This window comes from Pseudomonas sp. P5_152 (assembly GCF_033989915.1).
Classification (GTDB): domain Bacteria; phylum Pseudomonadota; class Gammaproteobacteria; order Pseudomonadales; family Pseudomonadaceae; genus Aquipseudomonas.
Genome location: NZ_JASFAH010000002.1, coordinates 518,222 through 538,809, shown reverse-complemented (window position 1 = coordinate 538,809; position 20,588 = coordinate 518,222). Strand labels below are relative to the sequence as shown.

The 20,588-nt window shown below is 60.9% G+C and carries 23 protein-coding genes and 1 pseudogene; 10 read left to right on the top strand and 14 right to left on the bottom strand.

Annotated features, from left to right (window positions below):
* Positions 1 to 25: 25 nt before the first annotated feature.
* The 7 genes from QMK50_RS02235 to QMK50_RS02205 form a co-directional block, all read right to left on the bottom strand.
* Complete coding sequence (locus QMK50_RS02235; protein ID WP_320332415.1) at positions 26 to 775, bottom strand: AraC family transcriptional regulator; 750 nt, start codon at positions 773 to 775, stop codon at positions 26 to 28.
* A gap of 74 nt (positions 776 to 849) precedes the next feature.
* On the bottom strand, positions 850 to 2,106 hold the full coding sequence (locus tag QMK50_RS02230) for an FAD/NAD(P)-binding oxidoreductase (protein ID WP_320332414.1): 1,257 nt from the start codon (positions 2,104 to 2,106) through the stop codon (positions 850 to 852).
* On the bottom strand, positions 2,103 to 2,339 hold the full coding sequence (locus QMK50_RS02225) for a (2Fe-2S)-binding protein (protein WP_320332413.1): 237 nt from the start codon (positions 2,337 to 2,339) through the stop codon (positions 2,103 to 2,105). Before QMK50_RS02225 ends, QMK50_RS02230 begins: the two co-directional genes overlap by 4 nt.
* Positions 2,332 to 3,447, bottom strand: a complete 1,116-nt coding sequence (locus QMK50_RS02220) for an FAD-dependent oxidoreductase (protein WP_320332412.1) — start codon at positions 3,445 to 3,447, stop codon at positions 2,332 to 2,334. Before QMK50_RS02220 ends, QMK50_RS02225 begins: the two co-directional genes overlap by 8 nt.
* Positions 3,444 to 4,376 carry a 4-hydroxyproline epimerase gene (locus QMK50_RS02215; protein ID WP_095169123.1) on the bottom strand — a complete coding sequence of 311 codons (933 nt, stop codon included), beginning with the start codon at positions 4,374 to 4,376 and terminating at the stop codon, positions 3,444 to 3,446. The genes QMK50_RS02220 and QMK50_RS02215 overlap by 4 nt, the downstream gene beginning before the upstream one ends.
* Before the next feature lie 114 nt (positions 4,377 to 4,490).
* Positions 4,491 to 5,162: a GntR family transcriptional regulator gene (locus QMK50_RS02210; RefSeq protein WP_095169124.1), complete on the bottom strand. Its 672-nt coding sequence runs from the start codon at positions 5,160 to 5,162 to the stop codon at positions 4,491 to 4,493.
* A gap of 76 nt (positions 5,163 to 5,238) precedes the next feature.
* Positions 5,239 to 5,787, bottom strand: coding sequence for an acyl-CoA thioesterase (locus tag QMK50_RS02205; RefSeq protein WP_320332411.1), 549 nt, complete (start codon positions 5,785 to 5,787; stop codon positions 5,239 to 5,241).
* 153 nt (positions 5,788 to 5,940) lie between these two features.
* Here QMK50_RS02205 and QMK50_RS02200 point away from each other — a divergent pair, with 153 nt between their 5' ends.
* Both QMK50_RS02200 and QMK50_RS02195 read left to right on the top strand, forming a co-directional pair.
* Positions 5,941 to 6,900, top strand: a complete 960-nt coding sequence (locus QMK50_RS02200) for a GlxA family transcriptional regulator (RefSeq protein WP_159996443.1) — start codon at positions 5,941 to 5,943, stop codon at positions 6,898 to 6,900.
* A 66-nt stretch (positions 6,901 to 6,966) separates the two neighbouring features.
* On the top strand, positions 6,967 to 7,341 hold the full coding sequence (locus tag QMK50_RS02195) for a cytochrome c family protein (protein ID WP_320332410.1): 375 nt from the start codon (positions 6,967 to 6,969) through the stop codon (positions 7,339 to 7,341).
* Positions 7,342 to 7,348: 7 nt separating this feature from the next.
* Here QMK50_RS02195 and QMK50_RS02190 read toward each other — a convergent pair whose 3' ends face one another.
* Together QMK50_RS02190 and QMK50_RS02185 are read right to left on the bottom strand one after the other, a co-directional pair.
* On the bottom strand, positions 7,349 to 7,849 hold the full coding sequence (locus QMK50_RS02190) for a GNAT family N-acetyltransferase (RefSeq protein WP_320332409.1): 501 nt from the start codon (positions 7,847 to 7,849) through the stop codon (positions 7,349 to 7,351).
* A 95-nt stretch (positions 7,850 to 7,944) separates the two neighbouring features.
* Complete coding sequence (locus tag QMK50_RS02185; protein ID WP_095169129.1) at positions 7,945 to 8,307, bottom strand: winged helix-turn-helix transcriptional regulator; 363 nt, start codon at positions 8,305 to 8,307, stop codon at positions 7,945 to 7,947.
* A 120-nt stretch (positions 8,308 to 8,427) separates the two neighbouring features.
* On the opposite strand from QMK50_RS02185, the gene gstA reads away from it, so the two are divergent.
* Positions 8,428 to 9,057, top strand: coding sequence for a glutathione transferase GstA (gene gstA / locus QMK50_RS02180; RefSeq protein WP_320332408.1), 630 nt, complete (start codon positions 8,428 to 8,430; stop codon positions 9,055 to 9,057).
* Positions 9,058 to 9,184: 127 nt separating this feature from the next.
* Here the strand turns inward: gstA and QMK50_RS02175 are convergent, their stop codons facing one another.
* A complete protein-coding gene (locus QMK50_RS02175) occupies positions 9,185 to 9,784 on the bottom strand; it encodes a hypothetical protein (protein WP_095169131.1) in 600 nt (199 codons plus the stop codon).
* 390 nt (positions 9,785 to 10,174) lie between these two features.
* Here QMK50_RS02175 and katG point away from each other — a divergent pair, with 390 nt between their 5' ends.
* Positions 10,175 to 12,454 carry a catalase/peroxidase HPI gene (katG, locus tag QMK50_RS02170; protein WP_320332407.1) on the top strand — a complete coding sequence of 760 codons (2,280 nt, stop codon included), beginning with the start codon at positions 10,175 to 10,177 and terminating at the stop codon, positions 12,452 to 12,454.
* Here katG and QMK50_RS02165 read toward each other — a convergent pair.
* Positions 12,437 to 12,634: pseudogene (locus tag QMK50_RS02165) on the bottom strand (site-specific integrase); the annotation flags it as partial. The gene katG and the pseudogene QMK50_RS02165 overlap by 18 nt on opposite strands.
* Positions 12,635 to 12,679: 45 nt before the next feature.
* On the opposite strand from QMK50_RS02165, the gene QMK50_RS02160 reads away from it, so the two are divergent.
* Complete coding sequence (locus QMK50_RS02160; RefSeq protein WP_320332406.1) at positions 12,680 to 12,961, top strand: DUF1353 domain-containing protein; 282 nt, start codon at positions 12,680 to 12,682, stop codon at positions 12,959 to 12,961.
* A gap of 234 nt (positions 12,962 to 13,195) precedes the next feature.
* On the top strand, positions 13,196 to 14,485 hold the full coding sequence (locus QMK50_RS02155) for an MFS transporter (RefSeq protein WP_320332405.1): 1,290 nt from the start codon (positions 13,196 to 13,198) through the stop codon (positions 14,483 to 14,485).
* Positions 14,486 to 14,704: 219 nt separating this feature from the next.
* On the opposite strand, the gene QMK50_RS02150 is transcribed toward QMK50_RS02155, so the two are convergent.
* The 3 genes from QMK50_RS02150 to ppk2 all read right to left on the bottom strand — a co-directional run bounded on the left by QMK50_RS02150 (position 14,705) and on the right by ppk2 (position 16,566).
* On the bottom strand, positions 14,705 to 14,920 hold the full coding sequence (locus QMK50_RS02150) for a hypothetical protein (RefSeq protein WP_320332404.1): 216 nt from the start codon (positions 14,918 to 14,920) through the stop codon (positions 14,705 to 14,707).
* Between the two features lie 174 nt (positions 14,921 to 15,094).
* Positions 15,095 to 15,298: a hypothetical protein gene (locus tag QMK50_RS02145; RefSeq protein ID WP_320334482.1), complete on the bottom strand. Its 204-nt coding sequence runs from the start codon at positions 15,296 to 15,298 to the stop codon at positions 15,095 to 15,097.
* Between the two features lie 350 nt (positions 15,299 to 15,648).
* Entirely contained in the window at positions 15,649 to 16,566 is a 918-nt protein-coding gene (gene ppk2, locus QMK50_RS02140; RefSeq protein WP_095169136.1) for a polyphosphate kinase 2, read from the bottom strand.
* A gap of 180 nt (positions 16,567 to 16,746) precedes the next feature.
* Here ppk2 and pstS point away from each other — a divergent pair, with 180 nt between their 5' ends.
* The 4 genes from pstS to pstB all read left to right on the top strand — a co-directional run bounded on the left by pstS (position 16,747) and on the right by pstB (position 20,550).
* Complete coding sequence (pstS, locus tag QMK50_RS02135) at positions 16,747 to 17,778, top strand: phosphate ABC transporter substrate-binding protein PstS (protein ID WP_320332403.1); 1,032 nt, start codon at positions 16,747 to 16,749, stop codon at positions 17,776 to 17,778.
* Between the two features lie 75 nt (positions 17,779 to 17,853).
* Entirely contained in the window at positions 17,854 to 18,819 is a 966-nt protein-coding gene (gene pstC, locus QMK50_RS02130) for a phosphate ABC transporter permease subunit PstC (protein WP_159996429.1), read from the top strand.
* Positions 18,819 to 19,712, top strand: a complete 894-nt coding sequence (gene pstA, locus QMK50_RS02125; RefSeq protein ID WP_095169167.1) for a phosphate ABC transporter permease PstA — start codon at positions 18,819 to 18,821, stop codon at positions 19,710 to 19,712. The genes pstC and pstA overlap by 1 nt, the downstream gene beginning before the upstream one ends.
* Before the next feature lie 76 nt (positions 19,713 to 19,788).
* Positions 19,789 to 20,550 carry a phosphate ABC transporter ATP-binding protein PstB gene (gene pstB / locus QMK50_RS02120; protein ID WP_045058436.1) on the top strand — a complete coding sequence of 254 codons (762 nt, stop codon included), beginning with the start codon at positions 19,789 to 19,791 and terminating at the stop codon, positions 20,548 to 20,550.
* The last annotated feature ends 38 nt before the right edge of the window (positions 20,551 to 20,588 follow it).

Sequence of the window (20,588 nt, the reverse complement as noted above, 5' to 3'; positions counted from 1 at the left end):
GCTCGCGATAGCGGTCTCAAGCTGGTTAGGGTTGGTTATCGCGATACTGGCTGGGCGACAGGCTGGTCAGGGCGCGGAATTGGCGGCTGAAGGCACTGTGGTCGGTGTAGCCGCAGCGCAGGGCGATTTCGGTGATGGGCAGGTCTTTGTCCAGCAATAGTCGCGAAGCTTCCTCGAGCCGCGCCTTGTGAATCATCTGCCGTGGGGTGAGCTGGAACACCCGCTTGCAGTGGCGTTCCAGTTGCGCCACGGAAAACCCGGCGAGCGCGGTCAGTTCGGCGAGGCTGATGGGGCGGGCGAAGTGGCTGCGGATATGGGCGTCCACCGCGGCGAGTTTGTGGAATGCCGGATGGTTGGCCTGGGGCAGTTGCAGGTCGCGGGAAATGCCGGCCAGGCCGACTATTTGCCCCTGCAGGTCGTGCAAGGCGAGTTTGTGGGTCAGGCACCAGACCGGTTGGTTGCCGTAATAAAGGTGCAGCTCAAGCTGGTCGGACAGTTCCCGGCCGCTGGCCAGGACCCGGCGATCCTGCTCGGTGTACAGCGGGCCGAAGCGTGCCGGGAACACCCTGTCGGCGGTAAGCCCGAGCAACTCGTCGCTGTGTTTTTTGCCGCAGCGCCGGGCCAGGGTCTGGTTGACGAAGGCGTAGCGGGCCTCGCGGTCCTTGATGAAAAACACCACGTCCGCCAGGGAGTCGAGCAGCGGCGTTATCGCTTGCAGGCTGCTGAGCAAGGTCGGCAGGTCGCAGGGTTTGAAGCTGTTGAGGGTGGGGTACATGGCGCTGAGGGTCTGGTGGCGACCCTCGGGATCATAGTGGCAAGGCGGTCCAACGCAAAGGGCCGGCATGGGATTCAGGGCGCCGACTGCTCATCCAGGCACAGCAGGGTCTCGATTCGCGCCGGGCTGAAGGGTGGGCGGGGTGCCGCGGCCGGCCAGTCGAACAGGTGCTGCACCGCACCGCCGCAGACCCGGCCTTGGCAGGCGCCCATGCCGCAGCGAGTGGCCAGCTTGGCCGAGCGCCAGTCGTGGTGTTCGGTCAGCGCCGCATAGGGCACGTCTTCGCAACGGCACACCAGAGTGTCCGGTTGGGCCAATGTCTTGAGCTGCGGGTCGAGGGCAAATGCGTTGTTCAAGGCCTTGGCGAATCCCTGCCAACGCGCCCGACGCGGCCACAGCTGCTGGGCCGCCTGGCGCTCGTCCACCGCTGCATGTCCGGCAATCGCGCCTTCCACCAGCGCCAGTTCACTGCCACCAAACCCGGTACATTCCCCGGCAGCGTAATGATCGGCACGGCTGCAGGCCTGCCAGGCATCCACGGCGATGGCCTGGCCGTCGATGGCGCAGTCCAGGGCCTGGCCTAGCTGAATATTGGGGATCAGGCCAAAACCGCAAGCCAGGCGCTGGCATTGCAGTTCAACGATTTTGCCCTGCTGTTGCAGACGCACCCCTTCCAGGCGATCGCTGCCCAAGGCCGCCAGCACATGGCTGGCGGTGCGGTACTGCGGATCGAACAGGCGCAACGACTGCAGCAGCTTGGCCGGCCAGCGCGGCAGTTGTGTGGCGAACCCGGCCACCGCACTGCGCGAGGCCTGCTCGGCAATGCGCAGCACATGTGCGCCGTGTTGTTTGGCGCTGGCGGCGCTGGCCAGCAACAGTGGGCCGCTGCCGGCGATCACCAGAGTTTCGCCCTGCACCGGCAGGCCACCCTTGATCAGCGCCTGCAGACCGCCGGCGCCAGTGACGCCGGGCAGGGTCCAGCCGGGGAAGGGCAGCAGCAATTCGCGGGCCCCGGTGCACAGGATCAGCTTGTCGTACTCGATCAGCCAGCCATGCTCCGGGTCTTCCACCAGCAACTGTTTTGGTCCGCTACTGGCGATCACCCGGGTGGCGGAGTGAATGCGGATGTTGCTGCAGGCGTCCAGGCGCTGCCGTAGGTTACGGGCCTGGCGCGGCAGATGGGCCTCTGGGCCGTCGCGCCAGATTTGCCCACCTGGCAGCGGGTTGTCGTCGAGCAGGACGATGCGCGCGCCACTGGGCGCGGCTGCCAGGGCGGCGCTGATGCCGGCGGGGCCGGCGCCAATGATCAGCAGGTCGGCGTAGTGCTTCATGGGCGGCTCTCCACCTGCATGCCATCCCGGCACAGGGTCTGGCAGGCCAGGCGCCGGCGGCCGTCGATGGTCACCCGGCACTCCTGGCAAATGCCCATGCCGCACAAGGGCGCGCGGCGCTGGCCGGTGACCGAGGTGCGGCTGCAGCCGTCGCCACCCAGGGCCAGCGCGGCGGCCACGCTGGTGCCCTCGTTGACCTGCAGGCGGCGACCGTCGAGCATCAATTCAGGCATACACGGGCTCTCCGAGAAAACGTTGCGGCAGATAGGGTTGGGCGGGCAGGGGCGAGGGTTCGTCGAACAGTTGCGCCACCAGCAAGTCGGCGGTACCGGGGGCCGTCGTCACCCCCAGGCCTTCGTGACCGACCGCCAGCCACAGGCCTTGTTGTTGCGGGTGCTGGCCCACCAGCGGCAGGCCGTCCGGGCTGGCCGCACGCAAGCCGGTCCAGGCGCGAATGCCATTGAGTTGGGTCAGCCCTGGCATGTAGTCGCAGGCGCGCTTGAGCATTTTGGCGAGCATCCAGCCCTCGACCTGCGGATCGCTGGTGCCGAACTGCCGGGAGGCGCCGATGAACAATTGCCCGGTCGGCCGTGGCTGGATGTTGCAGGCAGTCGACGGGCCGCTGGCGTTGTGCGCGCTGGTGACGTAACCCAGCTCCACCAGGGTGTGGGTGACGGTGCCGGGGTAGCGATCAGTAATCAGCAGATGGCCTTTTTTCGGTTCGATCGGCAGTTCCGGGCACAGTTCGGGGGCCTGCACGCCGTTGGCCAACACCACCGCTGCAGCGCTCAGCCATTGCCCGTCTTCCAGGCGCACGCGGTTGCCGTCGAGTTCGCTGACCCGTGCCCGACGCTGCTGGATGTTCGGTGTTTGCAGCATCCAGTCGGCGGTGGCGGGGGCATAGAGGATGCCGTCGCCATTGATCAGCAGCCCGCCCTCCAGGCCCTCGCGCAACTCGGGTTCGCGTCGGCGCAGGTCGCTGGCGCCGATCAGTTGGCAGGCCACGCCCTGAGCACGCAGGTTGAGGAATTTGCCATGGGCCACGGCCATTTCCTCGGCATTGGCCGCCAGCCACAGGGTGCCATTGCTGCGGTAGGCGCAACTGTCGGGCAGGGCCGGCGCCTGTTCACGCCAGCGTTGCAGGGAATACTGACTCAGGGCCAGTTCGGCCGGGTTGTCGTCGAGCACCAGCAGGTGGCCCATGCCGGCCGCCGTGGCGCCATGCAGGCCGGCGTCCAGCACCAGCACCCGCAAGCCACGTCGGGCCAGCGCCTGGGCACAGGCGGCGCCGATGATGCCGGCACCGATCACGATCACATCGGCTACCTGGCCCTCGCTCACGGGCGAATGCCCCAGGCGAACGGATCGTCCTGCTCGATGATCAGGCTGGCTTCGGCGCTGATGAAGGCCCGCCCGCGAATGGTCGGGATAATGCGTTCGCCCTGCCATTCATAAGAGCCTTCGAACTGGCTGCCGATGACACTGGCCTGGCGCCAGATCTGTCCGGGCGGCAATTTGTCGTCGGCCGCCAGGCACGCCAGTTTGGCGCTGGTGCCGGTGCCGCACGGAGAGCGGTCGTAGGCCTTGCCGGGGCACAGCACGAAGTTGCGGCTGTCGGCGTCCTGGTCGGCGGCGAACAGTTCGACATGGTCGATCAGGCCGCCGTCTTCACCGCGGATACCCTGGACTTCCAGCGCCTGCTGCACGGCGTAGGTGTAGGCGGTGAGGGCCTCCAGATTGTCGCCGGCGATGGCCAGGCCATGTTCGGCAATCAGGAAGAACCAGTTGCCGCCCCAGGCGATATCGCCGACCACCTGGCCGATACCGGGCACCTGCAGCGCCAGCGCCTTGCGGTAGCGGTAGGCCGGGACGTTGCGCACGCTCACCGATTGGTCTTCGTGCAGGGTCGCCTGCACCGTGCCCACCGGGGTCTCGATGCTGTGCACGCCGGGGCCGATCTTGCCCAGGTGCGCCAGGGATGCCACCAGGCCGATGGTGCCGTGGCCGCACATGCCCAGGTAGCCGGTGTTGTTGAAAAAAATCACCCCGGCACAGGCGCTCGGATCCACTGGCTCGCAGAGCAGGGCGCCCACCAGCACATCGCTGCCCCGTGGTTCGAGGACGCAGGCGGCGCGCCACTGGTCGTGGTGCTCGGCCAGCAGCTGGCGTCGCTCGGCCATGCTGCCACGGCCCAGGTCAGGAAAGCCGGCGGTGACCAGGCGGGTCGGTTCGCCGCCGGTGTGGGAGTCGATCACGGTGATGCGTTTCATGGGAGGGCCACGTCCGTTCAGATGAGTGAACAGAAGAGTGGCCTTTGCAGCGGGGGGCCGGCTTGATGGATTTACCTGCTGCCGATGACGAAATCGGCACAGTGCGGCGCAAAGTCAATGGGCGTGGGGCAGGTGTTCGAACAAGGTCTGGCAGACCCCGGCGATGTGCTCATCGAGCAGTTTTACCGCCAGGTCGACGTCGCCGGCCCGGCAGGCCGCGAGGATTTCCCGGTGTTCGTGGTCGGCGCGTTCCTTACCGGCCGACAGGCTCATCTGCATGCGCAGGTAGCGTTCCAGCTTGTCGTTGACCGAGCGGATCAGGCTGACCAGGAAGGGCCGTTGCGCCGGCTCGTAGAGGCAGGCGTGCAGTTGCCAGTTGAGCTCGGCCCAGCGCCCGACGTCATCTTCGCCAATGAACTCCTGGCAGATACTCTCGGCCCGGGCGAAGGTGGCTTCGGTCATGTTGGGAATGGCCAAGCGCAGCACCTTGTCTTCGAGCAACATGCGCACCTCGAACATCTGCGCCAACTCGGCATCGGAGATGCGCGTGACCATCGCCCCGCGATTGCGCTGGAACATCACCAGGCCTTCGGCCTCCAGGCGCTTGAGGGCTTCGCGCACGGGGATCTTGCTGACGTTGAACTGGCGCGCGATGTCATCCTGACGAATCGGCTCATCCTCGGCAAAATGCCCGGCGACAATGGCGTCGCGCAGATGGCGGGTGATGATTTCCGAAGTCGAAGGCGTATTGCCTAGGTCGGGAGCGTTGAGTCTGGATTGGGTCACGGCGGCGAATCTTCGGAATGAGGTTGCTATAGGGTATACGAAATTCGGTTTTTCTTCCTTTCACCCCCACAGGGCCTCAGGCCGTGACCCGTTCCTCGTCGCGCAGTTGCAGGCTCAGGTCGTCACAGCTCTGGGACCAGGCGGCCAACCACTCGGGCAGCGACGGTGACTGCGGGGCCAGGCCCATCTCCTCGACGAACTCGCTGGGCGCTACCGTGCCTTTGCCGGACCGGAACAGCCCGCGCATCACCACCACGCCCACCACCCGGCCGTTGCTGACGAAGCGGTGCTCCATAAAATTCCATTTGCCGTCCCAGGCGAGTATCCGCGTGTGGATCTCGAAGCGTTCGAACAGCTTCAGCTCGCGGCGGAACTTGCCCCAGACATCACCGACTATCGGCACCGCCTTATGCCGCAGGGCCACGCGAAATGCTCCGCTGCGCAGTACGTAGTCCATGCGCCCGACATCGGCCAGGGTGAAATAGCGACCGTTGGTGACGTGGCGGTTGAGGTCCAGGTCCAGCGGCCAGACGCGCATGCGCACGACCGTGGTGGCCAGGCCGCCCACCGGTTGGCGCCACGGTCGACGAAACAGCATGCACAGCAAGCGAAACCACAGATTCATACGGGGTACCTTTTATGGAGCTGGTTGGCCAGCGAAAGCGTATTCTCGGAACCGGGAGCCAGGAAAACAATCGCTGCACTGTAGAGCTGGCCGATCGGCTAAGCTAGGTGCACAAATGACTTAAACCATGCGAAAAGCGCAAACGAGTCCTCCATGCATATCACCCTGCTACTGGCCGAGCACTGTTCTGCCGCCGCCGCCACCATTGCCCTGGAAGTGCTGAATGCGGCCAACCTGTTCAGCGACAGTCCGCCATTTGAGGTGGTCAGCGCTTCGCTCGACGGCGCTCCTGTTGCCGCTGGGGGAGGGCAGATGTTGCGGGTCGATCATGGGCTGGCCGAGATCCACCGCACCGACCTGGTGCTGATTCCCGGGTTCCTCTTCACCCTCAAGGATGCCTTGCCGACCTTCGCCGTCTATGGGCCGTGGCTGCGGCAACAGCACCAGCAGGGCGCCGTGATGGCGTCGATTTGCACCGCATCGTTCATGCTGGCCGAGAGCGGTTTGCTGGATGGTCGGCGCGCCACCACCCATTGGGCGTTTGCCGACTACATGCGCCGGCGTTACCGCGAAGTCGATCTCGACGAGGACCAGATGATCTGTGAAGACCAGCAGTTGATCACCAGCGGAGGGGCCAGTGCGGCGATTGACCTGCTGCTGCACCTGGTCCGCCGCTTTGCCTCACTGGAGCTGGCCCACACCTGCGGCAAGTACCTGCTGATCGATAACGTGCGCCGCGAGCAAACGGTGTACGCGCTGTGGTCCTTGCCCAAGAACCATGGCGATGGCGAGATCCTGCGGGTCCAGGAGTGGCTGGAGGAGCGTTTTGCCCAGCCGCTTTTGATCGACGACATCGCCCGGCAATTCGGCTTCGGGGTGCGCAACTTCAAGCGGCGCTTCAAGGAAGCCACCGGCTCTACGCCCATTGCCTACCTGCAGACCCTGCGCCTGGAAAAGGCCAAGCAACTGCTGGAATCCACCCGCATGACCTTGGACAGCATCACCTACGCGGTGGGTTACGCCGATGGCAATTCTTTTCGCCGGCTGTTCCAGCAACGGGTTGGCCTGTTGCCGGCGGCCTACCGCAAGAAATTTCAGCCGAGACTGGGCTGAGGCCGGGTCGCGTGCTCCAATAGCCGCCCACACTGCTGGTCAGCAATAACCGATGGGATCCACAGGATGAAGAACACCGTAGCACTGATGCTCGCCTGGCTGCTCAGCACCGGCGCCTGGGCCGCGGGCGATGTGCCGGCCGGCGAGAAACTGTTCAGCCGCATTTGCGGCGGCTGCCATCAGGTCGGCGAATCGGCGCGCGCCTCGTTCGGCCCGCAGCTGAACTCGATTTTCGGCCGCCCCAGCGCGAGCACCACGGATTATCAGTACTCCGACGCCATGCGCGCGGCCAACCTCGTCTGGACCCGCGAAACCCTCACCGCCTATCTGGAGGCGCCGAAAAAAGTCGTGCCGGGCACCCGCATGATTTTCTGGGGCCTGAGCGATCCGCAGAAAATCGACAACCTGCTGGCCTACCTGCAGACCTTCCAGGCGCAGTGACCGCCCATCAGCACCCCAGGACCAGGTGGTAATCGAGCTTGCGTGGGTCTGCGGCGGGTCGTGGATCAAGGACAAATCCGCAGCGTTCAAGCACCTTGCTTGAGCCGACATTGCGCTTGTACACATCAGCCAGCAGGTGCTGTAGTTGCCAGCGCTCGCGGGCCTGGTGGATCAGTTGCCGCAGGGCCAGGGTGGCCAGGCCCTGGCCGCAGAAGCGGTGATCGATCCGATAACCGACCTCTGCACAGCCCAGGGTCGAGTCGATATCTTTCAGGTTGGCCCGCCCGACAATGCCCTGCGTGGCTTCTTCGAGCACCAGGGGCTGCCAGGTCCCTTCGGCAAACCCGCGCAGATAGTCCTCGACGTGCGCGGTAATCCCCGGCACTGAGTAGAAGTCAGCGGCGCGCGGATCGATCTGCGATTCGAACCAGTCGCGGTTGGCGATTTCAAATCTGAGCAAGGCTTGAATGTCAGTCTTGAGCAGTGGGCGAACGCGCACGGTTGGCATTGGCTTGTTTCTCCTTGCTTGAGCAGTCCTGCTGTTGAATGGTGAGTGACGAGTTGTGCTGTGCCGATCGAGCCGCAGTTTGCCACAGCCAGGGTTCATCCCTCTGCTGCCAGTCCTGCAGTCTCCACTGGCATCCGTGCGCGGCCGCTGAGCTTGAGCCACACACCAAATTCCTGCATCACCGCCACCACCGGGCGCAGGCGGTTGCCGTCTTCGGTCAGTTCATATTCGACTTTGACCGGGACGCTCGGGTACACCGTGCGTTTGACCAGGCCGACGTCTTCCAGGGCGCGCAGGTCCAGGGTCAGCATCCGCTGGGAGATCCCGGGGACGTCACGGCGCAGTTGATTGAAGCGCTTGGGGCCATCGAGCAGGTAGGACACCAGCAGCAAGCGCCAGCGGCCACCGAGCAGGCGCATGGCTTCTTCGACGGAGCAGCCGGTCACGTTGTGTTTCATCGAGCCTTCCTCAGGGTGCGGGCAGGTATATTTTATGTACCTAGATGATAAAAAAGTGCCTTCTTCCGTTTATATACCTGATCGCCAAGAATGTGGCTTCACCCTTTTTGGAAGTCGCCCATGAAGCTGTATTACATCCCCGGTAGTTGCTCGCTGTCGCCGCATATCGTGATTAATGAACTGGGGCTGGACGTCCAGTTGCTCAAGGTCGATCACCGCCAGCACACGGTGCTGGGCGAAGGTGATTATCTGCAGGTCAACCCGCTGGGCTATGTGCCGATCCTGGAGTTGGACGATGGCACGCGGTTGCGAGAGGGGCCGGTGATTGTGCAGTACCTGGCGGATCAGCGGCCCGAATCCGCGCTGGCACCCGCCAATGGCACGCTTGCGCGGTACCGGTTGCAGGAGTGGTTGAGTTTTCTCTCCTCGGAGATCCACAAAGGCTTCATCCCGTTGCTGTATGCCGGGTTGGCCGGCAAGTATGTGGACACCGCCAAGCCCAAGCTTGAACAGCGTTTTGCCTGGATCGACGAGCAACTGGCGGACCGTGAGTATTTGCTCGGCGAGCGGTTCACGGTCGCCGATGCCTACCTGTTTGCCCTCATCGGTTGGGGCCAGGCGGGGTGGTTGCGCTCTTACTACAAGGCCGATATTCACTTCGACGGATTGAGCCATCTCGAGGGGTGGTACGCCCGGGTCTATCAGCGGCCGGCGGTGAGGAGGGCGCTGTTGCAGGAGGGGTTGGAATGAGTGGTGGGAGCGCTCCGTTTGCCCGCGATGGTCGTCAACGATGACGCGTGCTTCCTGAGTAAATGCGCCGCTCTCAGGTTTTTCGCGCGCAGGCCGCAAGCGGGCACCCGCTCCTACAAGCAGGCAATCAACCGCCAGGCCGGTCGAGGCTCGCCAGGGTGTGATCGCGGCGCTCGGGGGATTCACCGCTGAGCTCCCACAACAGTGCGGTGATGGTTTGCCCGTCTAGCGTGCCCTGGGTTTGTAGCCGCTGCGCCAGCGTGCTGACAGCCGGCCAATAGCGCTGCAGCAGGCACTGGGAGCGGGCGATAGCGCGGGAGTGGGCGTCGAGCAACTTTCGCGCAGGCAGCAGGCTGATCAACTCTTCGCCCCGCAGCCAGTCCCCTCGGCCTCCACTCTTGAAGCACTGCTCGGGCGGTGCTTGCTGGTAGATCGCTTCGGCGATCGGGCCGGCAAAACAGTTGAGCAGGTCACGCTCGATCCACTCCACCATCGACGGCAGGTATTCCGCCACCCCGGGGGCCTCGGCGGACGGACGCAGGACAAAATAGCTGGCTTCCACCAGACCCTCGACCTGCTGCAGATTGCCGTGCAGATCCAGCATCGGGCCGCTGGCGGCTTCGGCCGGGGTGCGAACGGTGACCCGTTCGATAGGCCGGCCATTCCACCAGAAAGCCAAGGCATGGCCCGCTTCGTGGAATGCCGTGGAGCATGCGCGCGTATTCATGGTCGGGACCTCGCCCGTACAGCAGAACGCTGACAGCCTTGATGCTTGCACGACGTTATGGGCGCGGATAAAAGATTATCTCTATCGCCAAGCAATACTGGCGCTATTTGCCCTGTCCATGACTGGGGACTAGCCTTAATTCTGCGCTGGCGCGAGCCGGCCGGATTAGCGCTGACTAGGAGACAGGAAGACGTTGCACGTTTACCAGGCCTAACGTTGGTCACCGTTGCCGGCAAGCTGCTTGCCGCGCGCATGTTTTGCCGTGTGACCCTCCCGATCGGTTGATCGAGCTCTCGGCCCTGCAGCCTATGTCATTGATTTCGCTCGTCGCTATATCGCGCCCATCCCGGGCCAAATAGCTGGATGAATTCGACCAAAGGTAGCTCACACATGGCAACTGAATCGAAATGCCCGTTCAATCACGCCGCTGGCGGTGGCACGAAGAACCGCGACTGGTGGCCGAACCAACTGAACCTGAACATCCTGCACCAGCACTCTTCGCTGTCCGACCCGCTGGACCCGGGGTTCAACTACGCCCAGGCTTTCAAAAACCTCGACTTTGCGGCGCTCAAGCAAGACCTCAACGCACTGATGACCGACTCCCAGGACTGGTGGCCGGCGGACTTCGGCCACTACGGGCCGCTGTTTGTCCGCATGGCCTGGCACGCCGCAGGCACCTACCGCACCGGTGACGGCCGGGGCGGGGCGGGTTCCGGGCAGCAGCGGTTTGCCCCGCTCAACAGTTGGCCGGACAACGTCAGCCTCGACAAGGCCCGCCGCCTGCTGTGGCCGATCAAGCAGAAGTACGGGCAAAACATCTCCTGGGCCGACCTGATCGTCCTCACCGGCAACGTCGCGCTGGAGTCCATGGGCTTCAAGACCTTCGGTTTTTCCGCCGGGCGAGCGGACGTCTGGGAACCCGATGAAGATGTCTACTGGGGCTCGGAAAACAAGTGGCTGGGCGGTGACACACGCTATGGCAAGGATCAGGAACCGATGCAGGAACCTGGCGACGGCACCCTGGTGGCCGAACCTGACCTGCATGGCGAGGAAGAGAGCCGCACCGACCTGGGACGCAACCTGGAGAACCCGCTCGCCGCAGTGCAAATGGGCCTGATCTATGTCAATCCGGAAGGCCCCGAGGGCAACCCGGATCCCTTGGCCTCGGCCAAGGACATCCGCGAAACCTTCGCGCGCATGGCCATGAACGATGAAGAAACCGTGGCCCTGATCGCCGGTGGCCACGCCTTCGGCAAGACCCACGGCGCAGGCCCGGCCGATCATGTTGGCGCCGAACCGGAAGCCGCCGGCCTTGAGTTGCAGGGCCTGGGCTGGAAAAGCACCTTCGGCACCGGCAAGGGCGGCGACACCATCACCAGCGGGCTGGAAGTGACCTGGACCACCACACCGACCCGCTGGAGCAATAACTACCTGGAAAACCTCTTTGGTTTCGACTGGGAGCCAAGCAAAAGCCCGGCGGGCGCCAACCAGTGGACGGCGAAAAACGGTGCCGGTGCCGGGACCATTCCCGATGCCCATGACCCCTCGAAACGGCGCAACCCGAGCATGCTCACTTCGGACCTGGCCCTGCGTTTCGACCCGATCTACGAAAAAATCTCGCGTCGGTTCCTCGACAATCCCGAGCAACTGGCCGACGCCTTCGCCCGCGCCTGGTTCAAGCTGATCCATCGCGACATGGGCCCGCTCTCGCGCTACCTCGGCCCGGAACTGCCCAACGAAGAGCTGCTGTGGCAAGACCCGATTCCTGCGCTTGACCACGCCCTGGTCGACGACAGCGATGTCACCGCGCTCAAGGGTAAAATCCTGGCCTCGGGCCTGAGCGTGGCGCAACTGGTGTCCACCGCCTGGGCCGCGGCCTCGACCTTCCGTGGCTCGGACAAACGCGGCGGCGCCAATGGCGGACGCCTGCGCCTGGCGCCACAGGTGTTCTGGCAGGCCAATCAACCCGAGCAACTGTCCCAGGTGCTGGGCAAACTCGAAGCCGTGCAGCGCGAGTTCAACAACGCCCAGGCCGGCGGCAAGAAAATCTCCCTGGCGGACCTGATTGTCCTGGGCGGCAGCGCCGGGATCGAGCAGGCGGCAAAAAACGCCGGGCACAGCCTGACGGTGCCGTTCACTGCGGGGCGCATGGATGCCAGCCAGGAGCAGACCGATGTCGAGTCGTTCGGCTTCCTCGAACCGATCGCCGATGGCTTTCGCAACTACCTCAAGACCCGTTACCGGGTGTCGGCGGAGGCGTTGCTGATCGACAAGGCGCAGTTGCTGACCCTCACCGCACCGCAAATGACTGCCCTGGTGGGCGGCTTACGCGTGCTCGACACCAACGTCGGCCACACCGCCCACGGTGTCTTCACCCAACGGCCGCAAACCCTGAGCAACGACTTTTTTGTCAATCTGTTGGACATGGGCGTGGAGTGGAAACCCACCTCGGACAGCAACGAGACCTTCGAAGCCCGCGACCGTAATAGCGGGGCAGTGAAATGGACCGCCACCCGCGTCGACCTGGTCTTCGGCTCCAACGCGCAACTGCGTGCGCTGGCGGAGGTGTACGCCAGCAGCGACGGCCAACAGGCGTTCCTCAAGGACTTCGTGGCGGCCTGGACCAAGGTGATGAACCTGGATCGATTCGAGTTAAACCGCACTGTCTAGAGGAGATGTTGTCATAACGCTGGCATTACCGGCAAAAAGTGCCTCGGCCCGCCCTCCGGCTCCCACATCAGCGGAGGGCATCCAGCGACCATAAACCTTGGCGATCATGGTCCAGTCTTTGTGGCCGAGCTGCTTGGCGACCCACATTGGATTCTCGCCTGCAGATAGCATCATGGAGGCAACGACACGCAAGCCAGCAAGATCCTCGGTGCCGATCACTGGCGGGTGATCACGCCGTTCCGGTACTACCTGGGCAGCAAGTACAGCGAGCAATGGGTCACTGTGCCGGCGGGCTATCTCACCGACGGGGCCAGTGTGCCGCAGTTGGTGTGGAACTTGATCCCGCCGTGGGGAAGCTACGGCCAGGCTGCCGTTGTACACGACCTGCTTTGCGAGTACCTGGCGATCGTGGTCGCTGGCGAGCTGGTGAGCATCACGCGTGAACGCTGCGATGAGATCTTCTGCGAGTCCATGGGCGTGCTTGGAGTGCCAGAATGGAAGCGCTGAGTGATAGAAACGTCGAAGACCTTCCAGATAGTTACTTCTTTTAAGACTGGTCCGATATCCAAATCGATAGAGGCTGCCCTAGCCTCCGCCATGGTCTTTCCAAAGAACGCAGCGATCATCCGGCCGAGCGGAAAAACATTGTCCGCTTTTGAGTCATAGAGCCGGAAACGTAGGTGCTGAGTTTAGAGCGGCACAATCGATCACCCCTACCCAAACTAATAAGAGATTACTCCCGTGAATTCTATTCCTACGGAAGCTCCAGATGCTGCACGCCCGCTTAAACGTGACGACTATAAAACGTTGTCATTGTCCGCGTTGGGCGGTGCCCTTGAGTTTTACGATTTCATCATCTTTGTGTTTTTTGCCACAGTGGTGGGGCAGCTGTTCTTTCCTCCAGACATGCCGGAATGGTTGCGGTTGATGCAAACATTCGGAATCTTTGCTGTCGGGTATCTGGCGCGGCCTCTCGGAGGAATTGTAATTGCTCATTTCGGGGACATTCTAGGGCGCAAGAAGATGTTCACGTTGAGCATATTCATGATGGCAGTGCCTACCTTGATTATGGGGCTGTTGCCTACCTATGCTGAGATCGGGGTATGGGCGCCGGTGTTATTGTTCTTGATGCGGGTCATCCAAGGTGCGGCGATTGGCGGTGAAGTGCCTGGCGCATGGGTTTTCGTTTCTGAACACGTGCCCTCCCGTCTTACGGGATTTGCTTGCGGTACCCTTACTGCGGGATTGATGGGGGGGATTTTACTGGGGTCATTGGTCGCCACCCTCATCAATAGTGTCTTCACGTCCCAGGAGATTCTGGATTTTGCTTGGCGAGTACCGTTTTTGCTCGGAGGAGTATTTGGCCTAATGGCGGTGTATCTGCGCCGTTGGCTCCATGAAACGCCTGTATTCGCAGAAATGCAGCTGCGCAAAGGAATTGCAGTAGAGCTACCACTACGCACTGTGTTGCGGAGTCATCGTGATGCAGTCGGCGTGTCAATTCTATTGACCTGGTTCCTGTCTGCAGCGGTTGTCGTCCTTGTTTTGATGACCCCTACCTTGCTCCAAACTCAGTATGGTTTCAGTGCAATAGTTTCATTACGGGCAAATAGTCTCTCTATTGGATTTTTGATTGTTGGGTGCGTCATTGCAGGGGTGCTGGCCGACCGTTGCGGTGCGGGCAAGGTATTAATAGTGGGCAGCATATTGCTGCTGATAAGCGTACTGTTTTTCTTTAACGTTCTTCGGTCTCATCCACAATGGCTGTTTCCACTTTACGCACTCACCGGATTGTTAGTAGGCACCGTAGGTGCAATCCCTGCTGTGATGGTTCAGGCTTTCCCGCCCGCCGTGCGTTTTACTGGTTTGTCGTTTTCCTACAATCTGTCGTACGCAATTTTTGGCGGTCTGACGCCGATGATCGTCACCGCGTCTCTTAAGTATAACGAGATGGCGCCCGCTTATTATGTTGCAGGTCTCTGCTTAATCTGCATGAGTACGGCGGCCTATTTGCTGTTCCACAAGCGCTAACTCTTGAATTGCTAGCATGAGGAGATGACTAGCCCTACATCTCTACCCGCATTACGAATACTGTATGGTCGTTTGTAGAACCTTTCTGCGGTAGTGCTTGGTTGTCGTGTTCCTGCACGGTAACCGGGCGCTTCCTTCTCTTCTACTTCTCATCGTCCTCGGTGCTGCGCTCGCAATGTCCTGGATCTGGTTTCTCCAGCCATTTGCACAGTACACAACTCAGCGTTCGCCTGCGCGGGCGGCCTTGCCAGCTCGAATACTGATCGTTTCGTCCTCATTACCCCCGAATGCCGCGTTGGCGAGCGGATCATGGGCGACAGCCAGGCGCCAAGCCCGCTTGCTGCCGGACAACACTGCTATCAGCATCCAGATCGCGGCGACGGCTGATGCCAGCACGCACACAAGCCACAGCCCCAGCAAAACCAGGCGGCTCATACCTGCACCTTTGAATGGCTGCGGAACACCATGAAACACAGCCAAGCGGCCTCGCGATCAGTCACCGGCACCGCGTGGCGGTACTCCGAACGCTCTAGCCTCAGACAAGCCTGGGCGAGTAGGAGAGGGGGGGCGACCTTCGGATTGAGCGTTGAACGGGTTGCGCGCATGAGCTCACTCAGGCGTCATGAGTACGGCCAGCGTCATCTTGATGAACTCCTCATTCCGATCGATCGTGTCCAGGGCGCCGCGGACGTTCTCGGCGACGTCTGCCGATCCGCGAGCCTCCACCCAGTTCGAAAGCTCCATGATTGCCGCCTCGAGGGCGAGCTGGTTCTCATTGATCTTGAACAGCAGGGAAGGGAGCAGGTCGAGAATCCTCCGCGGAGTTTTCAGCGTATCAGGGGGATTGGGGGTGGTGTTCGGTCGGCAGGACGCCGGAGAGGGGAATGCAATGCTGACATAAAGCTGTCATTGCGTAGCCAAACTGAGCCATACACTCCGGCTCCTACATCAGCGGAGGGCATCCAGCGACCATACACCTTGGCGATCATGGGCCCGTCTTGGTGGCCGAGGTGCTTTGCTAGGCCTAGGACCGTCGACCGGTTGGTTGTGGTTGATTCGGGCGTCTGTCGCTTTCGACAGGTATTCAGAGATCTATTCGGCTTCATTTGTTGCACGACAGTGCAGTCACTCGCAAAGCTGATACAACAATCCGGTAATGAATATCAGTAAACCTGAGGCACGATTATTTCGGCTGGCGTTGGACTACGGAAGTAGTCTTCCTGCCGCTCACGTTGCGGTAAATTGATCACCGGTAGTTCCACCTCCTCATAGGGCATTTGCGCCAGTAGATGGGTAATGCAGTTGAGCCTCGCTTTCTTCTTGTCATCAGCTTGCACCACCCACCACGGCGCTTCGGCAATGTGGGTGCGCTCAAGCATGATTTCCTTGGCCTTGGTATAGGCCTCCCAACGCCGGCGGGACTCCAGATCCATTGGGCTGAGTTTCCACTGCTTGAGCGGGTCGTGAATGCGGCTGAGAAAACGCAAGTTCTGTTCCTGGTCGGAAATTGAGAACCAGTATTTGATCAGTTGTACACCGGAGCGAGCGAGCATCCGCTCGAACTCTGGCACTGTACGGAAAAACTCTTCGTACTGATCGTCATCACAAAACCCCATGACCTTTTCGACCCCGGCGCGGTTGTACCAACTTCGGTCGAACAATACGATTTCACCCGCTGCTGGCAGATGCGAAACATAGCGCTGGAAATACCATTGCGTGCGTTCGCGGTCGTTGGGCGCAGGCAGGGCCGCGACACGGCATACCCGTGGATTGAGTCGTTGGGTGATGCGTTTGATCACGCCACCTTTGCCGGCGGCATCGCGCCCTTCGAACAGGATCACTACTTTGTGGCCAGTCTTGACGACCCAGCTTTGCAGCTTCACCAGCTCACCTTGCAGGCGGAACAGTTCGCTGAAATAAAGTCGTCGAGCCTCCCTTGCACTTCCTTCCTGGGCGTGTTCATCGAACAGTGCATTCAGGTCGTGCCCGTCTTCGGATAATTCCAGTTCCAGTTCTTCGTCACTGTGATCAAGCAGCTCGCGGTGGATGCGCTGTATCAGGGTCTCTTCAGTTGAGAACATGGGAGAAATTCCGTCGTAAGGGATGGAAAAGTCTTAGTCGCAATTTGTTACGGAGTAATTACATCAGAAGGCGTTGCGGCGGCGGTATGGGGGCGGGCTAGTGTTTTGCCATCGTCTTTCATAAAAACGTAACAGGATTATCGCAGACTCCCTGAGCCCGTCATGACAAGGAGTTTTTTAATGAAATGTTTGATGAAGTCTGCTGCGCTCGCTATTACGGTTTCTCTTTGTGCCACCTCGGTGGCTTTCGCTGGTGAGAGCGTCCGCCTAACAGGTTCCGGAGCCAGTTTCCCGGCACCGATCTACCTCACTTGGTTCAAAGATTTCAGCAAGAAAACCGAAGGTGTCACGGTGGATTACCAATCCAAGGGCAGTGGTGCGGGTGTACAGGACTTCCTGAACAAAACCGTTGATTTCGCTGCCAGTGACTCGGCCATGAAAGACGAAGACATTGCCAAGGTCTCCGAGGGTGCTCAGTTACTGCCGATGACGGCGGGTGAAATCGTGCTGGCCTATAACCTGCCGGGCAACCCTAAGGGGCTAAAACTGCCACGCGACGTTTACTCCAACATTTTTCTCGGCAAGATCACTCGCTGGAACGATCCGCAGATCATCGCAGCCAACCCGGACCTGAAACTGTCCGACACGCCGATCACCGTGGTCGTGCGTGCAGACTCCAGCGGTACCACTGCGGTGTTTACCAAGCACCTGGCGGCGATCAATCAAGAGTTCAAGCAGGCGCTGGGTGAGGGCAACACCGTCAACTGGCCTGTCAGCGACAAATTCATCAAGTCACTCAAGAATGATGGTGTGACCGCCACCGTACGCCAGACCCCGGGCGCCATTGGCTACATCGAATACGGCTTTGCCAAGCTGGCCAAGGTTGACTTTGCCCAACTGCAGAACAAAGCCGGCCAGTACGTTGTACCAAACGCCGAAAGTGGTGCCGAGGCTCTGGCGGCGGTGAAGATGCCGGAGAGCCTGGTGGCCTGGTTGCCTGATCCGGACGGTGCCAAATCCTACCCGATCACTTCCTATACCTGGATGATCTTCCGCAAGCAGAACGAGAATCCGGCTAAGGCCAAGGCCATGCGCGAAATGGTCGAGTACAGCCTGACCGAGGGGCAGAAAATTGCCGACTCAATGGGTTACATCCCCTTGCCACAATCGGTCATCGACCAGGTTCGTAAAGCTTCCGCCAACATCCAGTAACGCTCGTGAGTCTCTTTCGGTATGTGCATGTCACTCATGCCGGGAGAGTTCCTCCCCCTGTTCCGGAATTAACCAATGAACAAACCTTTTGTCGTACCGGTTAACCCGGACTCTGCCTGCCAACCACCTTCTACGAAGGACTATCTGGTGGATCGCACCTTCCGTGCGCTCTCACGCATAGGCGTGGTTCTCGTTCTGGCGTTGGTGTTTGCGCTGGTATTTGAGGTGGGACGCAAGGCTATTCCGGGCATGGACAAGCACGGTCTGGACGTCGTTTTCGGCACTGTCTGGGATGTGAATCAGGGCAAGTACGGCATTCTGCCCGCCATTTGGGGCACGCTCTACAGCGCCCTGATCGCCTTGGTGATTGCTGGTTTTTTCGGCGTCAGCATGGCGATTTTCCTGACCCAGGATTTTCTGCCCGCCAAGCTTGCCGCCGTTTTTCGCACCATTGTCGAGTTACTCGCCGCCATTCCCAGCGTGGTTTATGGGCTGTGGGGGATCTATGTGGTGATTCCGGCGATTCGACCGCTGACGGCGTGGTTGAACAGCGAGCTGGGCTGGATACCTTTTTTCGGCACGTCCTTGAGCGGGCCGGGACTACTCCCTGCGGCATTAGTGCTGGCCATCATGATTCTGCCCACCATCGCCGCTGTCTCGCAGGACGCCCTCACCGGCGTGCCGATGAAGACCAAGCAGGCCGCCTATGGCATGGGAACCACCCATTGGGAAGCGATTCTCAAGGTGATGGTGCCATCCGCCGCCACCGGAATCTTCGGCTCCCTGGTACTGGGTCTGGGTCGTGCACTGGGTGAAACCATGGCCCTGGCCATGCTGGTAGGCAACGCGAACAATATTTCCCTTTCTCTGTTTGCTCCGGCCAATACGCTGGCGGCCTTGCTGGCGCTGAATTTCCCTGAAGCCGGGCCAAACGAGATCGAGGTCTTGATGTACGCCGCACTGGTGCTGATGCTGATCACGCTACTGGTGAACATCATCGGTTCCATGATTATGGTCTATGCCCAACGTGGTACTAAATGATGACTGACCTCACTTCCCCTATAACCGATTTGCCAAGCCTTCAGCGTAAGTTTGAAGGTCGCGCCCTGCGCAGCCTGGTGTTGACCACGCTGGTTTGGGGCGGCGCTCTACTTGCCAGCGTGCCGCTGATTTCCGTGCTCTACATGCTGATAATGCGTGGAGGGGCTCGTCTGAGCCTGGAGGTGTTTACCGAGCTGCCGCCGACGGGTTTCGAGACTGGCGGTGGCTTCGGCAACGCGATGGCAGGCACCTTTGTCATGGTCGGTATCGCGGCCGCAATCGCGGTGCCGGTCGGCATCATGGCGGCCATCTTCCTGGCTGAACTGGGGCCGGACAGCAAGCTGGCAAACGCTGCGCGTTTTGCCGCCAAGATGCTCACAGGACTGCCTTCCATTTTGGCTGGGGTATTTGCCTATGCCCTGGTGGTGATGACCACTGGTACCTACTCGGCACCAGCGGGTGGTGTGGCCCTGGCGGTACTGATGCTGCCCATTGTCGTGCTGACAGCCGAAGAGTCGATGCGCATGGTGCCCAAAATCATGAAGGATGCCGCCTATGGTATGGGCTGCACCCGCTCGCAGGTGATCTGGAAAATCGTCTTGCCTACCGGCCTGCCGGCGATCCTCACCGGCGTGATGCTGGCCGTGGCACGCGCCGCGGGTGAGACAGCGCCGTTGTTGTTTACCGCGCTGTTCAGCAACTACTGGATCTACCACGATGGCAGCCTTGCGGTGATGAATCCGACGGCATCGCTTGCCGTGCTGATTTACAACTTCTCCGGCATGCCCTTCGATAACCAACTTGAACTCGCATGGGCGGCCTCGCTGGTGCTGGTGATGATCGTGTTGGTCGTGAACGTTATCAGCCGTATTTTCGGCAAGCCCAAGTATTGAGAGCGGGAGCATCTGAATTTTGAACGTATCAATTGCGCAAAAAGCCGCTCCGGTTGTCACCAAGGCGCCTGTGGTCATGGACTGCAAACTGGACAAGATTTTCTATGGCAACTTCATGGCGGTACGTGACAGCCATGTGCCGATCGAAAAAAACAAGATCACTGGCTTCATCGGTCCGTCCGGCTGTGGCAAGAGCACCGTGCTACGCAGCCTCAATCGGATGAACGACTTGGTCAAAGGCTTTCGCTTTGAGGGTCATGTGCATTTCCTCGGGCAAGACGTCTACGGCAAGGGCGTTGATCCGGTGGTCGTGCGCCGCTACATCGGCATGGTATTTCAACAGCCGAACCCGTTCTCGATGAGCATTTTCGACAATGTTGCATTTGGCCTGCGCCTCAATCGCTACAAAGGTGATCTGGGCGACCGCGTAAAGCACGCCTTGCAAGGCGCCGCACTGTGGGATGAAGTCAAGGACAAGCTCAAGGTCAGCGGCCTGTCACTTTCCGGTGGGCAGCAACAACGGCTATGTATCGCCCGCGCTATCGCAACCGAACCGGAAGTGCTGTTACTGGATGAACCCTGTTCGGCGCTTGATCCGATCGCCACCCGCCGGGTCGAGGAGTTGATGGTCGAGTTGAAGAAGGATTACACCATTGCTCTGGTGACCCACAATATGCAGCAGGCGATCCGTGTTGCCGATACGACGGCTTTTTTCTCGGTGGATATTTCTCAGGGTACGCGCACCGGCTATCTAGTCGAGATGGGCCCAACGACCCAGATTTTTGGCAGCCCGCGCGAACAAATGACTGAGGACTACATCAGCGGGAAGTTCAGTTAAGTAACACCGTCCGGTCAAGACCGTATGTCCCCAAAAGT

Bases quoted from the DNA above. Each gene is read 5' to 3' on its own strand.
- pstA (WP_095169167.1), top strand. From the start codon at position 18,819: ATGACTGACCTCACTTCCCCTATAACCGATTTGCCAAGCCTTCAGCGT.
- QMK50_RS02175 (WP_095169131.1), bottom strand. From the start codon at position 9,784: ATGAATACGCGCGCATGCTCCACGGCATTCCACGAAGCGGGCCATGCC.
- QMK50_RS02230 (WP_320332414.1), bottom strand. From the start codon at position 2,106: ATGAAGCACTACGCCGACCTGCTGATCATTGGCGCCGGCCCCGCCGGC.
- pstS (WP_320332403.1), top strand. From the start codon at position 16,747: ATGAAATGTTTGATGAAGTCTGCTGCGCTCGCTATTACGGTTTCTCTT.
- QMK50_RS02235 (WP_320332415.1), bottom strand. From the start codon at position 775: ATGTACCCCACCCTCAACAGCTTCAAACCCTGCGACCTGCCGACCTTG.
- gstA (WP_320332408.1), top strand. From the start codon at position 8,428: ATGAAGCTGTATTACATCCCCGGTAGTTGCTCGCTGTCGCCGCATATC.
- QMK50_RS02150 (WP_320332404.1), bottom strand. From the start codon at position 14,920: ATGAGCCGCCTGGTTTTGCTGGGGCTGTGGCTTGTGTGCGTGCTGGCA.
- pstB (WP_045058436.1), top strand. From the start codon at position 19,789: ATGGACTGCAAACTGGACAAGATTTTCTATGGCAACTTCATGGCGGTA.
- QMK50_RS02185 (WP_095169129.1), bottom strand. From the start codon at position 8,307: ATGAAACACAACGTGACCGGCTGCTCCGTCGAAGAAGCCATGCGCCTG.
- katG (WP_320332407.1), top strand. From the start codon at position 10,175: ATGGCAACTGAATCGAAATGCCCGTTCAATCACGCCGCTGGCGGTGGC.
- QMK50_RS02225 (WP_320332413.1), bottom strand. From the start codon at position 2,339: ATGCCTGAATTGATGCTCGACGGTCGCCGCCTGCAGGTCAACGAGGGC.
- ppk2 (WP_095169136.1), bottom strand. From the start codon at position 16,566: ATGTTCTCAACTGAAGAGACCCTGATACAGCGCATCCACCGCGAGCTG.
- QMK50_RS02215 (WP_095169123.1), bottom strand. From the start codon at position 4,376: ATGAAACGCATCACCGTGATCGACTCCCACACCGGCGGCGAACCGACC.
- QMK50_RS02200 (WP_159996443.1), top strand. From the start codon at position 5,941: ATGCATATCACCCTGCTACTGGCCGAGCACTGTTCTGCCGCCGCCGCC.
- QMK50_RS02205 (WP_320332411.1), bottom strand. From the start codon at position 5,787: ATGAATCTGTGGTTTCGCTTGCTGTGCATGCTGTTTCGTCGACCGTGG.
- QMK50_RS02195 (WP_320332410.1), top strand. From the start codon at position 6,967: ATGAAGAACACCGTAGCACTGATGCTCGCCTGGCTGCTCAGCACCGGC.
- QMK50_RS02190 (WP_320332409.1), bottom strand. From the start codon at position 7,849: ATGCCAACCGTGCGCGTTCGCCCACTGCTCAAGACTGACATTCAAGCC.
- pstC (WP_159996429.1), top strand. From the start codon at position 17,854: ATGAACAAACCTTTTGTCGTACCGGTTAACCCGGACTCTGCCTGCCAA.